Annotated in this window: 10 protein-coding genes; all 10 read right to left on the reverse strand. The window is 42.0% G+C overall.

The features are described from left to right. Positions 1–155: 155 nt before the first annotated feature. The 10 genes from QME20_RS14405 to QME20_RS14450 all read right to left on the reverse strand — a co-directional run bounded on the left by QME20_RS14405 (position 156) and on the right by QME20_RS14450 (position 13,276). Complete coding sequence (locus QME20_RS14405; protein WP_281716124.1) at positions 156–1,343, reverse strand: nucleotide sugar dehydrogenase; 1,188 nt, start codon at positions 1,341–1,343, stop codon at positions 156–158. 163 nt (positions 1,344–1,506) lie between these two features. Beyond that, complete coding sequence (locus QME20_RS14410; protein WP_281716125.1) at positions 1,507–3,168, reverse strand: glycosyltransferase; 1,662 nt, start codon at positions 3,166–3,168, stop codon at positions 1,507–1,509. Positions 3,169–3,269: 101 nt separating this feature from the next. Next, on the reverse strand, positions 3,270–4,352 hold the full coding sequence (gene rfbB, locus QME20_RS14415; RefSeq protein WP_281716126.1) for a dTDP-glucose 4,6-dehydratase: 1,083 nt from the start codon (positions 4,350–4,352) through the stop codon (positions 3,270–3,272). A gap of 37 nt (positions 4,353–4,389) precedes the next feature. After that, on the reverse strand, positions 4,390–5,259 hold the full coding sequence (gene rfbD / locus QME20_RS14420; protein ID WP_281716127.1) for a dTDP-4-dehydrorhamnose reductase: 870 nt from the start codon (positions 5,257–5,259) through the stop codon (positions 4,390–4,392). Positions 5,260–5,294: 35 nt separating this feature from the next. Further along, complete coding sequence (rfbC, locus tag QME20_RS14425; protein ID WP_281716128.1) at positions 5,295–5,840, reverse strand: dTDP-4-dehydrorhamnose 3,5-epimerase; 546 nt, start codon at positions 5,838–5,840, stop codon at positions 5,295–5,297. A gap of 75 nt (positions 5,841–5,915) precedes the next feature. Further along, positions 5,916–6,800 (reverse strand): glucose-1-phosphate thymidylyltransferase RfbA, encoded by an 885-nt coding sequence (gene rfbA, locus QME20_RS14430; RefSeq protein ID WP_168479979.1) that lies wholly within the window; start codon positions 6,798–6,800, stop codon positions 5,916–5,918. A 12-nt stretch (positions 6,801–6,812) separates the two neighbouring features. Further along, complete coding sequence (gene glmM, locus QME20_RS14435) at positions 6,813–8,153, reverse strand: phosphoglucosamine mutase (protein ID WP_281716129.1); 1,341 nt, start codon at positions 8,151–8,153, stop codon at positions 6,813–6,815. A 139-nt stretch (positions 8,154–8,292) separates the two neighbouring features. Then, the gene (locus QME20_RS14440; protein ID WP_281716130.1) at positions 8,293–9,609 is read right to left on the reverse strand and encodes a hypothetical protein; all 1,317 of its coding nucleotides are present in this window, start codon (positions 9,607–9,609) and stop codon (positions 8,293–8,295) included. Positions 9,610–9,630: 21 nt separating this feature from the next. Beyond that, entirely contained in the window at positions 9,631–10,350 is a 720-nt protein-coding gene (locus QME20_RS14445) for a hypothetical protein (protein ID WP_281716131.1), read from the reverse strand. Between the two features lie 115 nt (positions 10,351–10,465). Then, complete coding sequence (locus QME20_RS14450) at positions 10,466–13,276, reverse strand: glycosyltransferase (protein ID WP_281716132.1); 2,811 nt, start codon at positions 13,274–13,276, stop codon at positions 10,466–10,468. Between the last annotated feature and the right edge of the window lie 2 nt (positions 13,277–13,278).

Consider the following 13,278-nt stretch of genomic DNA (forward strand, 5'->3'; position numbering starts at 1 on the left):
TGTGCGCTTAGGCCTTTGATTACTTGAAGTTGTCATAAAGAAATCCTCTTTATGTCAACGTATTTTAGGACGGGACATCTAACTAAGAAAAGCCAGGTTATGAACCTGGCTTTTTTAATTTACACGGAAAAATGTACTCTGACCCCGAACTTGGGTTAATCAGCGTTGAACAAGTCGCGGCTGTATACTTTATCTAGTACATCTTCGATATCGCCCGTAACACGGTTCGCTACGATTACGTCAGAGATTTTCTTAAATTCTTTTAAGTCGTTTACTACGCGTGAATTAAAGAAATCTTCTTCCTTAAGCACTGGCTCGTAAACTACCACCTCGATACCTTTCGCCTTGATGCGCTTCATGATGCCTTGAATTGCACTTGCGCGGAAGTTGTCTGAACCAGACTTCATGATAAGGCGATAAATACCTACGATTTTCGGCTGGCGGCTAACAATTGAGTCGGCAATGAAGTCTTTGCGTGTACGATTCGCATCAACAATCGCTTGAATCATGTTATTAGGTACATCGCTGTAATTAGCTAGAAGTTGCTTAGTATCTTTAGGAAGACAGTAACCGCCATAGCCAAAGCTTGGGTTATTGTAGTGGCTGCCGATGCGAGGGTCTAAGCTTACACCTTCAATGATTTGTTTTGAGTCTAACCCATGGCTTTCAGCATAGCTGTCTAATTCATTGAAGTAAGCAACGCGCATTGCCAAATAGGTATTAGCAAAAAGCTTAATGGCTTCAGCTTCAGTGCTGTCGGTAAACAACACATCAATTTCTTCTTTAATTGCACCTTGCTGAAGTAACTTCGCAAAAATTTCAGCTCGCTCAGTTCGCTCACCAACGATGATACGACTAGGATAAAGGTTGTCGTAAAGCGCTTTACCTTCACGCAAAAATTCGGGTGAAAAGATGATGTTCTCTGACCCGAAACGCTCCTTTGCATCTCGGGTGAAGCCAACAGGAACCGTAGATTTAACAATCATTACCGCACTAGGATTAATTTCCATTACTGTTTTGATAACCGCTTCTACACTACCTGTATTAAAGTAGTTCGTTTGCGGGTCGTAATCTGTTGGTGTTGCGATTACAACATAGTCAGCATCTTTATACGCTTCTTGCGCGTCCAGCGTTGCAACTAGGTTCAACTCTTTCGTTGTTAGATATTCGGCTATTTCTTTGTCTTCAATTGGAGACTTCTTATTATTAAGCATCTCGACTTTTTCTGGGACTAGGTCGACCGCTTTCACTTCATTGTGTTGTGCAAGTAGCACTGCATTTGAAAGCCCTACATAGCCTGTGCCTGCTACAGCTATTTTAAGCTTCTGCATAGTACTATCCATTTAAATTCTCTCCAGTTTTATACAAATAATTTACGAAAGCTTCATTACTATCATTGCATAGTAATTTTAAACAATGATGAATACTACGGCTAACTCGCCTAATTTTTTAAATAGTGTATCAAAGCTCTGTTTGATGCACTATGCATCAATTATGCCTCATGCGTCACTCTTTCAATTCTACTGCGCTTCTAATCGAAAAGTTCTCGCGCTTTAAAGTAAGATTTGGATTATAAGCGGGGTCGTTTGCTATGAAGTCACTCCACGTTGTTTGAAGGTAAGCTAATTCGCGATTAAAACGCGCCGCTTTTTCAGGTGAAATGTCTAAGCCTCTGCTGACCGATTCATGATGGAAAAGCTCTGCTTCTGCACAGTAAACGTTATTAACGCCCAAGCCTTTAACCTTTAAACAAAAATCTACATCATTAAAGGCAACGGAAAGGTCCTTTTCATTTAAACCGTTTACAGCATTAAAATGCGTGCGTTTAACTAGTAAACACGCTGCGGTTACGGCGCTATAGTTGTTTGTAGCAACGATCCTGTTTAAGTAACCAGTATGAAAGCGAGGAAAGTTCTTATGAGCATGGCCAGCGCCACCACCGTAGCCTAAAACAACGCCAGCGTGTTGTACCCGTGTATCAGAATAAAGCAACTTTGCACCAACACAGCCAACATCTGTGCGCTCTACGTGGCCAACCATATAAGTAAGCCAATCCGGCGATATAACCTCGATATCGTTATTAACTAACCCAAGGATGGAGCCTTTTGCATGTTCAACACCGAAATTATTAATTGCCGAATAATTAAATGGCGCTGGATAACGAATAACTCTTACTTTTTCCAATGTGTCTAAATAGCTAAAGTACTCAATACTCTCCCGTTCATCAGAGCCATTATCAATCAGCAATATTTCGTAATTTTGGTAGGTAGTTTTCTCTAGAATTGACTCGATGCATGCTTTCACCAAAGCTTTCCCGTTTTTCGTGGGAATGATCAAGCTTACCAAGGGTTTACTATTGGGCCAGCACACGCGGTTTACGCTAAATTGCTCGTCTAGTTCGACTTTCGCATTTGTATGTTTTTCTATCACTGTTTTAACGCGCTCTAGCGATTTTGCTTCATTATTTTCTGTGACTGAAAGATGCACCAAGGGTAACGGCATATGATTAACCACTAAGTCATCGATGGATAAGGAAAGCTCAGTAATTACTTCAGCAATCGTTGTTTGATTAGAAATATGTAGCGACTTTAACCGCGAAGTTTTGATCATTACCCCGCTATTGATATATCCCGTAGAATATTGAAGCTCAGGGTTCCAACTTGGTAAGAACCTTGGTGACGTTTTAGTCCCAGTACTGCTAAGTTCGTCAGTATCACAATAGACTAAATCATTACCTTTTAACGCTTCAACAAGATGGTAAATAGCAGTGCTTTCTAATAGGTCACCACCATTTAGCAACAATGTAGGTAACCTGTCGTCTAACAGTGAGATTTTCCTTTCTATTGCACCCAGCGCCAATTCGCCCGTTATTAAGCAAGCTTTCGCACCAAGAGTTTTAATGTTTCCCTCTGTCACGCCCTGGTTGTCGGTGCCAAATATTACTGCTTGCCACTCGCCAATATTAGTTATCGAATTTGAGAAAGCAGATTCGTTCACTTCAAGCCAGTGATTATATAGCGCCTGCGTTTGCTTAGGTGTTGGTGCATCAAAAAATAGCCCAGATTTTCTTACCGACCTTACATACAAACCAGTTAAACGCTCGTTTTGTTTAAGCTTGTCTTTCAGAGTTTTGGGAATTAATTGAAGGGCGGCGCGAACAGACCGCATTACTATTTTTTTCATGTAGACGATTTAGAGCCTCAAAAATAAAGAAAGCCGCTTTATTTAAAGCGGCTTTCTAGTCTAACACTTGTAGGTTTGTATGGGTATCAGCTTCCGGTACCTAAACGCTCGCCTTGGTAACTACCGTCAAGAACCGCTTTCCACCAGCCTTCATTCGCTAAATACCATTCGACGGTTTTACGAATACCGCTTTCAAACGTTTCTTGCGGCTTCCAACCAAGTTCGCGCTCTATTTTGCTTGCGTCAATTGCATAGCGCATGTCGTGGCCTGGGCGATCTTGAACGTAAGTGATTTGCTCAGCGTACTTGCTATCTTTTGGCTTAACCTCATCCAAGATAGCGCAAATGGTTTGCACCACTTCAATGTTCTGCTTTTCGTTGTGGCCACCAATATTATAGGTTTCGCCAATCTCGCCGTTAAGTGCCACCACCACCAATGCTCGTGCGTGATCTTCTACGTATAACCAATCACGAATTTGGTTACCCTTGCCATATACGGGCAGCGGCTTTCCAGCTAACGCGTTTAAAATAACCAGCGGGATCAGCTTTTCTGGGAAGTGGTAAGGGCCATAATTGTTAGAGCAATTGGTAACAAGCGTAGGCAGCTTATAGGTACGAAGCCACGAACGCACTAGCTGATCTGAGCTTGCTTTACTTGCTGAATAAGGCGAGCTTGGCGCATATGGGGTTGTTTCAGTAAATAATGGCAGCTCTGTGCCTGGCTCAACCTCATCTGGGTGAGGCAGGTCACCGTATACTTCGTCAGTAGAAATATGATGGAACTTAAAGCCTGCTTTTTTATCGCCTTCTAGTGCAGACCAATACGCTCTTGCTTGCTCAAGTAAAGTGTATGTTCCAACTACATTGGTCTGAATAAATTCGCCTGGCCCGTCGATAGAACGGTCTACATGTGACTCGGCCGCTAGGTGCATAATAATATCGGGCTTGTGCGTATTGAACACGCGCTTTACTTCTTCAGCATCACAAATATCAACTTGCTCAAAGCTATAGCGGTCGCTATTTGAAACTGATGTTAATGACTCTAAATTGCCCGCATAGGTCAATTTATCCAAATTGACTACAGTATGGTCTGAATCGTTTATAAGGTGGCGAACCACGGCTGAGCCAATAAAGCCTGCACCACCTGTTACTAAAATTGTTTTACTCATTTTCTTTTAACCAAAAATATAATTCTATTTAGACCATCTAGGCTTTCAATTCATCAAGCATATCGGACAACTGCTTTCGCCAGTGAGTGGGCTTGCACGAAGTAAATGCTTCGCGCGCAGTTTGTTTATCCAACACACTATAATGTGGGCGCTTCGCTGGAGTTGGGTACTGGCTAGAGGGAATTGGTAATACTGGAATAGCACTACTGAGTAACCCTTTTTCAATTCCAAGCTCTTGAATAGCTATAGCAAAGTCGTACCAACTTGCTACGCCTTCATCAGTCCAGTGATACACACCACTGGTTTTATTCAATGCGGCAGTAACACAAACTTCAGCTAAACCTTTAGCCCAGGTAGGCGTTCCAATTTGATCATCTATTACGCCCAACTGAGGTTTATCTGCCATCAAACGCAGCATGGTTTTCACAAAGTTATTACCATGAGACGAGTAAACCCAAGCTGTGCGAATTAGACAACTAGCATCTGGCAGTATTTCAAGCAGCGCTTTTTCGCCTTCTGCTTTTGATTTGCCATAAGCACCCTGAGGTTCAATAGGGTCGTCTGTTAAATAAGGCGAACCTTTTTGACCGTTAAACACATAGTCGGTAGATACATGCACCATAAAAGCGCCATGTGATTTGCAGAAATTCGCCAAATTCTTAACGGCAATGCTATTAATGGCATTACACGCTTCGGTGTCTTCTTCAGCTTTATCAACAGCGGTGTACGCTGACGCGTTAATCAAAACATCGGGAGATAGAGGGGCTAATGAAGTTTCAATGATATCGCTATTTGTAATATCAATATCATCGCGCCCCAACAGTGTAACTTCATGATCGCTATTTTTTAGTTCACGAGAAAGCTCAAATGCTAGCTGACCAGACTTGCCTATAATTACAATATTCATTAATTGCTATTACCCCAAAAAAGCCCCAATAACAATTAGAATGTGGGAGCGTCTACAAATGCTAAACCCGCTTCGTCTTTACCAGAGAGCGAAGGTTTCTCGCCGTTTACCAACGGCCAAGCGATATTTAATGTAGGATCGTCATACTTAACCGACACCTCAGACTCTGGGTGGTAGTAATCAGTACACTTGTACACGAACTCTGCTGATTCACTGGTGACATAAAAGCCATGAGCAAATCCGGCAGGCACCCAAAGCTGGCGCTTGTTTTCGGCAGAAAGTACTACCCCAACCCACTTGCCATAAGTTGGTGAGTCTTTACGCATATCTACGGCTACATCGTACACTTCGCCGCTCACTACTCGTACTAACTTACCTTGGGTTTGCTCCATCTGGTAATGAAGGCCACGAAGAATACCTTGGCGAGATTTAGAATGGTTATCTTGAACAAATTCTACATCTGCGCATTCTTTTTTAAACCAATCGGTACGAAAGGTTTCTAGAAAGAAGCCGCGCTCATCGCCAAACACTTTCGGCTCAATAATTTTAACGTCAGGGATATCTGTCTTGATTACTTGCATTTACTTTCCGTCCTAACGTGCAAATGAATATAAGAAGAAAGGTGGCAATGCCACCTTCTATAACTTGAATATAGGTTAAACTTTTACTCTGTCTTTAAGAACTTTCAATAGGTAATCACCATAACCGCTCTTCTTAAGTGGAGCCGCCAGCTTTTCTAGCTGCTCAGCGTTGATATACCCCATTCTGAACGCAACTTCTTCCGGACAACATACTTTTAAGCCCTGACGTTTCTCTATAGCGCCCACAAAGTTCGCTGCATCAAGTAGAGAGTCTAGAGTGCCCGTATCAAGCCAGGCTGAGCCCCGTCCCATTAACTCAACCTTAAGAGAGCCATCTTTTAGATAAAGATTGTTCAAATCGGTAATCTCAAGCTCACCACGAGGTGATGGTTTTACCTCTTTCGCGAAATCAACAACTCTGTTGTCGTAGTAGTAGAGCCCTGTAACTGCGTAATTAGATTTGGGAACAGCAGGCTTCTCTTCAATAGAAAGCGCGTTCCAATCATCATCGAAGCTAACTACACCATAGCGTTCTGGGTCATTAACATGGTAACCGAATACAGTAGCGCCCTGCTCCTGGTTATAGGCGCTCTGCAGAGAGCGCTTTAAATCATGTCCGTAATAGATATTGTCACCAAGAATAAGCGTGCAACAATCATTACCAATAAAACTATCACCTATAAGAAATGCTTGGGCCAAGCCATCGGGTGAAGGCTGAACTGCGTATTGAACATTAATTCCCAGTTCACTTCCATCGCCAATAAGCTCAATGAAACGACTTTGCTCTTCTGGTGTGGTGATAATCAAAATATCCCTTATCCCAGACATCATAAGCGTAGCTAGGGGATAATATATCATCGGTTTATCGTAAACCGGCATCAGTTGCTTGCTCACGACTTTTGTCAATGGGTGCAATCGAGTGCCAGAACCACCTGCTAAAATTATACCCTTCCGTTTCATAGTTATTCCTTTTTAGTTTTCTCTGATGACTTCAGCCAAGCTATTGGCTAACTCAGAAGCAAGCCCCCTGTCTTTAGCTTCTATCATCACACGAATTAATGGTTCTGTTCCAGACTTTCTAAGAACAAGTCGCCCATTCTTACCTAAAGCCTCTTCTACGCGACTGACCTCATCTTTTACTACATTTAATTCAAGCACTGAATCTAGATCGTTATGACGAACGTTCACCATACACTGAGGAAGCTTTGTCATCCCTGCTTTTAGTTCACTTAAGGAGTATTCACTTTTTACTACTACGGTTAAAATTTGTAGCGCAGCGATAATGGCGTCTCCAGTAAATGCATAATCTAAGTTAAGAATATGCCCTGAGGTTTCCCCCCCAATTCGCCAACCAGTTTCCTTAAGTTTCTCGACGACATATCTATCCCCAACTTTTGTTCTAACAAACGGGATATCAAGTTCTTTTAACGCTATTTCAAGGCCTAGGTTGCTCATTAGTGTGCCGACAATACCGCCTTTATAGCCAGCTTGCTTAGCTTCACGAGCCATTAAAAAGAGAATCTCATCTCCATCAACCACTTCACCTTGAGAGTCGACAAACATGATTCTATCGGCGTCGCCATCAACGGCTATGCCTAGATCAGCTTTATTTGTCGTGACTGCTTTACTCAACGAGTTGAGGGAAGTTGCACCGCAATCATTATTAATATTTATGCCATTCGGCGTATTGGCGATTTTAATTACTTTTGCGCCCAGTTCTTCAAATACACTAGGTGCGACTTTATATGCTGCTCCGTTGGCACTATCGACAACAATTGTGAGTCCTTCTAAACTAAGCTCGCTCGAAAAGGTACCTTTACAAAACTCGATATAACGACCAGCGGCATCTTCAACTCTTCGTGCTTTGCCTAAACGTTCTGAGTCAACACAATCGATACCATTTTCTAGTGCATACTGGAGTTTTTCTTCAATTGCCTGCTGCTGTTCACTGCCTAGTTTAGCCCCGCTACGGCCAAAAAATTTAATCCCGTTGTCGTAATATGGGTTGTGAGATGCGCTTATGACTACGCCAGCATCAGCTCTAAAAGTCGAAGCTAAATAGGCTACTGCTGGAGTAGGAATAGGCCCAGCTAGAGCAATGTTTACGCCAGCAGCCGACAAACCAGCTTCCAATGCAGATTCCAGCATGTACCCACTGGCGCGTGTATCTTTTCCTACTAGTACCTCTTTTGTACCGTCTGCCGCCAAGACTACACCTGCAGCCCAGCCTAGCTTCATAACGAAATCTGATGTCATTGGGAACTCGCCAACTTTCCCGCGAATTCCATCTGTGCCAAAATATTTTTGAGACATTCTTACTTCCTAAAAAACGAAAGGCCACAACTTAAAAAGCCATGGCCAAATATCAAGACATTAGCGCTATTCTACTGTAACTGATTTGGCTATTAACAACCAAAAACTGATAGCCATGCAGAGCAGCGCTTATCTTTTGTTAAACCGAGATTTTCTTAAAGTACTCGATGTATCTAGCAATTCCGCTAGGTAGTGCCTCAGCTGTAAACGGCGCATCTAGTCTTCCTTGTTCTTTTTTCTTCTCGATATAGTTAACGACTGTGTCATTAAACTTTGGGGCTTTTACGACAAACCGTGCATTAGTTTGAACACAAATGCAGTTTGGTTTTACTACATCAATAACCTTATGATCAACGTTACCAGCCGTATGTATAAAAACGACGGAAGTATACAACCGGCAAAGGTAGTGAAACATGGTATATGAGGAAGATGAACCGAATACTAGCAAGGTCTCATCAATAACAGCATGTTGGTGGTACATAACTATTATACGACCAAAGTTATCAATGTTATTGTCAAAAACCACACAACGTCTGTAATTGAAATTCGTAAGGTTGTCCTCCTCGTGACGTTGTGGGGGAAATAACTTCGAACCAAGGTCTCCACTTACCGCCCTGTTTTGGTAAATATCATTAGCGAAAACATCAAGCTCGCCGATACTTTTAAACGACAATTTACTTGCAACCAACTGCGCTGCGAGCCTTGCACCATGAAGAGTCCAGTGAGTATCGCACACTCTAAATGAGCGTTGCTCTAAATTTCTAAGTTCTTCTATGGGCAAAATAAAATTGAGCGACTTGGGTATCAACTCTTTAAGCTTTTGAATCGGCGCTTTCTTTGAAAAACTATAAGGATAATACTCTTCGTATACCATTTCTTTAGAAGGCGCGACAAGTAAGCAGACTGGTGTGCCAGACGAGAGGGAAAAGCCATCTAGCGATACCAAGTATTCTTTCCATTCAGCTTGAGCTGTGCGGGATAGTTTTAGTTTCCCAGTATATTGCTCAATACTCTTGTTGGTGTCGTTATCTAGAAAAAGCCAGCCATCTTTTCCCTCTAAGATCTGAAATTTACCTTCGATACTTCCATTCATTAACTCTACGAATTTGCCATCTTGAATCAGGCCTAACGTGAACTCTGAATGTTTGAGCTTAACTCGCTCAGAAAATCCACAGTGAAGCAAAGGGTGATTTTCTGGCTCTTCCTTTAATACCCTTTTTACAACATCAGGGCGAGACCGACTAATTGGTATTTGCAGTACTTCGTTACCATTTAGAATAACTAACGAAGCTGATGAGCTTTCTTCGTTCAACACCCAACCTTGAAATAACAGTCCGTCTCTGGAAAGTTCGGCATTGTCGACACTTTTTCCATTACTAGGATAGTCCAAGTGCCAACGGGGGACGCTAACATTCGAGCTATCTACTCGCTGGGTAATTATTGAATAAACTGCCACTAAAGTTCCTTTCTTACGGCTTTATAAAAAGTCGCCTACAATTTCATATTCATGATGAATATGTGATTCAAGCTGCTTAATACTACTTGGTAGCTGATATGTTTGGCTAGTTCGCCTGTTTACCTGCAACGTTTTTAACTGTATCCCGGTCAAATCTGACAATTGCTGTAAATGCTCTTCATATTTGTGCTTCGATCCAACAAAGCCAAATTCGTCAATAGACACAGAATTGAAAAACCTACTATAGGTATTTGTAAACGCCTCAATCGTATTATTAAGAAGCAGTTCCTTAACTATGCTTTCTTGTGACTTTAAGCTAGATTCTGGCAACTTTTCTTTCAATAAAATATAGTGCGGATGCTTTTCTTTAAGCGCTAAAAGATGGCCTACTAAAGACCATATTCGTTCTAGTGGGTCACGAACCCAAACAGCCTTGATAGCATTTGGGAAGGTTTGAGTATGATTTGCATGCGGCTTGAAATGCCCATGAAGTACTCTAGCCTTCGATGGTAACCATATCTCATCACCTTTCGACATAGCACTCGCCCCGGTGTTTGCGTAAACACCGTAAACACTCCTAGCACCAAGAGCCTGTTCAAATGCAACCCTGAGAGAACTTCCAGCAGTTTTTGGAATGTGGTGAGACAGAACAGCAACATTAGGATGGGGCCGGCTTTTGGAATTCTTGTCCGGCGATAATAGTTTCTCCACACGCCAAAACGGATGGGTTTTATATGACATAGGGACTAATCTTCTACAACTGAATCTGCTATTCCACGTTAACTTATGTAAAAGTCAAATGTAGGATAGCAAACTGAAATGTTCAACACGCTTACACAACACAAAAAGCTGCCAGCTAAAAGCGCACAAGTGTAGCAGATTTCTTTGAAATCTTAACTATCTGGCTTGCCAGCTTTTTACCAAAGGTATCGCGAGAGAAAAGTTCGCAAGCTCTTTTAGCAGCAAAGTTGCCCATTGACGCCACTAGTTCAGGGTTACGATTCAAGTCAAGTATCGCATCTACAACGCTTGTAGTGCTTTTATAGTCGACTAAAACACCGGATTGCTTGTCGACAAGTTCACTAACCGCCCCCCAATCGTATCCAATTACAACTCGTCCCAATGACATAGCTTCCGCCACAGTTCTTCCAAAAGATTCTTTGAAGTGAGAAAGCGCTAGCACAATATTATGTTCAGCCATGGCCTCTTTCGGTTTTTCCACATAGCCTGCAATAGTAATATTTGCGTCTCCAAATCGCTTCGCTGCCATGATAACTTCATTAGTAATTGGCCCGTAAATCGTAAACTGGATATTACTAGCCTCCTTACACAAGCTTGCTACCTCAAAAAAGTCTTCAACACCTTTTTTCTTAACATTACTACTTAGCATGCATATTTTTAATGAGCCCGAAGGCATAGAATTTTGAGAAGGGGAGGAATCAACACAATTATATATAACAGTAGTTCGCTCTGGTTCATTTATCCAACGAGCGGTTTCTTCAGAGTTGGCAATAAAATAGTCGCTACTAGCTATGATTCTTGCGTGAGTTTGTCGCGGTGACTCTCGAAGTAATTCCGCTAAATCATTATCAAACTCAACGAGTTCTCGCACATGCATAACCGTTGGGATACTAGCCTTCTTGGCCGCACTAAAAGGCTCTATTAGTGTAATTGTGTTCACATAAACACAATTATATCCAAAGCGTAGGAAATCTGATTCCAGATATTCCGCTATGGGTTCTATCGGCTCTTCCCTCCCATTTGCCCACGGTAAAGGCAAAAAGACTATCTTGTTAACGAATTGTTTTAGTTCCTCTACATAAGCAATATTAGAACAGGTAGGTAAAAATAATGTTATCGTTATATCCGCCCTGTGCATTGCTTTAGCCATATCAACTAGACTTCTTTCTGCACCGAAAACTGTTTCAGAGACAGCATGCCCAAAGAGAGCGACATGAATTATTCCTTTACACTTTGCAAACCCTGTGATTGATATAGGCGCAGAAAAGTCCCAACTATCGTTATTTAGCGCATGCCATGTAGGTGATATCGTGTTTGGTAATTGAAACTCGTACGCATACGCTTGGGGATTAAATAAAGGCGATGGGTACCGTCCCTCCTTTTCCCCTTTATCCCAGAAATGATCATGGATATCTAGCCCCATAGAACTCACGTCGTCGTAAACTTGCGCGTACCAATTTTCGTCGAGTGCTTTTCTCCATTTGTGAAAACTCGCTGCGTTTTCTTTTACCAATGAAGGTTTAGAAGAAGCCAACAACATACTTGGAGGAACAGGAAAAGGACGCGGTTCATTTCTTAAAAGCTTCAAACTAGGGCTATTCTTGTGCCATGCTCGAGCGCAATCCATGTACTGCTTTCGCACGCCACCATATTGAGTGATCAAATGAGTCTCTGCATTCTGCGTAAGAGATGATGCATGTGTTCTTCCAAAAGACAGTGGAACATCGGGCATCACCTCTTTTATCGCGGCTTGCCCAAATTTAGCAATACACCTTTCATAAAACTCAGTATCAGCATTTACTTTGACCTCGTCCCAATCACCCAGAGCGGCAACAACATCTTTTCGAACGAGTAAAGAAGATACATTTCTATGCACCCAAGAGTTACCAGCCCTTAACCTCGAAAATTTAAGGTCCTCCGTGCATCTAACCCAGTGAGAAACTGTCCCTTTTAAAGAATGACTGAAGAGCAACGGAGTTACTTGCTTTTCGATTTTCTGAGGATGAGCCCAATCATCGGCATCCATAACGGTAAGAAAGTCACCTCGAGCTAAGGATATTCCTAAATTTCTTGTGGCATATGCGCCGCGATTAGATTTATTTGAAACAACTTTTAACCTGCACATATCGGCTTTTAAACGAGTTAATTCAATCAACGAGTTATCAGAAGAGCCATCATCCACCACGATAATTTCAATGTAAGGCCAAGTCTGGTCCTTCAGTGATTTTAGGCAAGTAGCAATCGTTCTTTCCGCGTTGTAGCAGGGTACGATAACAGACACAGTAGTAGGCTTTAGGAGGGAAATAACTCTAGCTGTCAATTTAATTTTCGGCCTTGAGGCGCACAACGAATCTAGAAGTGAATTTCGATTGTTTAAAGTTATCTGCGAAAGTCCGTTAACTTTGAATAGACGGTTCAAAGCCATAAGTCGGTTTGACTTCTCAGATAACATATCCATAGCTAGGAGTTTAGAGGAGTTTTCTAGCCATCGTTTGTCCGCTAGAAGAGAGGAAGCGCTAGCTATATCATCGTTCCAAAAAAAAGATGAGAATTGGAGTAATAATAGTTCATTTATGTCGAAAAGTTCTTCTGCACTAGTTTGATGCTCTATTAAATAGTCTATGGCTCTAATAGCTTTATCATATGCGCCTTCAAATAAATGAAAGTCTGCTAATACTTTCGATGCATAAACTCCATTAAATCCACCCTGTTTAACAGCACAATTTAACGCTTTTAAGAAAACAGATGGCCGATGAGCACTTGCCCACAACGACTTCTCTATTGCTATTGATGGTAGAAAGCATGGCAACCTTCCTTCTTGCCGACCGTGCTTTTCAAAATGCTCTCGAGGATCAATACCCGCAGCCGCTACATCTGGATATTGGCTAAGATACCAAGAGGGGTCAAAGTACTTTAATTTTCTCACTT

Source organism: Alteromonas sp. CyTr2 (genome assembly GCF_947311905.1).
Lineage (GTDB): Bacteria > Pseudomonadota > Gammaproteobacteria > Enterobacterales > Alteromonadaceae > Alteromonas > Alteromonas macleodii.